General features: G+C 70.8%; 1 protein-coding gene. It reads right to left on the bottom strand.

Annotated features, from left to right (window positions below; genetic code table 11):
* Positions 1 to 800 (bottom strand): hypothetical protein (locus RB628_RS41000; RefSeq protein WP_318325717.1); only part of this gene is annotated, 800 nt, incomplete at both ends.

Consider the following 800-nt stretch of genomic DNA (forward strand, 5'->3'; position numbering starts at 1 on the left):
GATGTCCTGCCAGGCTTGCTCGGCGTTCTCGGCCAGGCGGTCCAGGTGGCTCTCGTGAGCCCGCTGTTCGGTCCGGCGGGCCTGGTCGCGGGCCTGCTCTTTCTGCCGTGTGTGCTCGCTGCGCACCTCGTGGGCGGCGTCGAGGAGCTCCGCGGCTGAGCGGCGCCGGGAAGCGGTGGACGGTTCGGCCGTACCACGGGACGCGGCGCGGTGGCGGGCCAGCAGAGTGGGGCCCGGCTGCGGGGCGGTGCCCAGGGCCGCGTCCAGCAGCAGGGTGTCCTTCTCGCGTGGTGCCAGGGCTCGGATCCAGGCGGCCAGTGCGTCCTTGTCGATCGCCGGGGAAGGGGCGGCACCGCCGACGCGGGCAGCTGCGGTGAGCAGATGCGGGTCGACGTGCAGGAAGTCCGCCAAGGCCTGCTGCGGACCGGTGAGTTGGGCAAGGCCTGCGGGTACGGGCGGCTCGATGGCGTGGGTGTACTCGTCCTCGTCGACGTCCTCTTCAAGCTCCCAGCGGGTGAGCGCGGAGAGCCAGGCCAGATAGAGGGGGCGCAGGTCGCCCGCGGCGAGTTCGGTACGCAGGGTGGTGAAGGAGGCGAGGGTGAAGGAGGTCTCGAAGTCCCATTCGCCGCCGTCTTCGGACGAGTAGGTGAAGTCGAGAAGGAGGTGCCTTTTTCTGGTCCAGCAGGTCAAGGCGTTTTCCGCGCAGTACGGTTCGGCGCTGCGGGCGGGCAGCAGCGTGGTGGGCAGGCGCAGCATCAGGCGCCGCGAGCCCCAGTTGGCGAAGTACAGGTGGGCGTCGT

The organism is Streptomyces sp. ADMS, assembly GCF_033441795.1.
GTDB lineage: Bacteria > Actinomycetota > Actinomycetes > Streptomycetales > Streptomycetaceae > Streptomyces.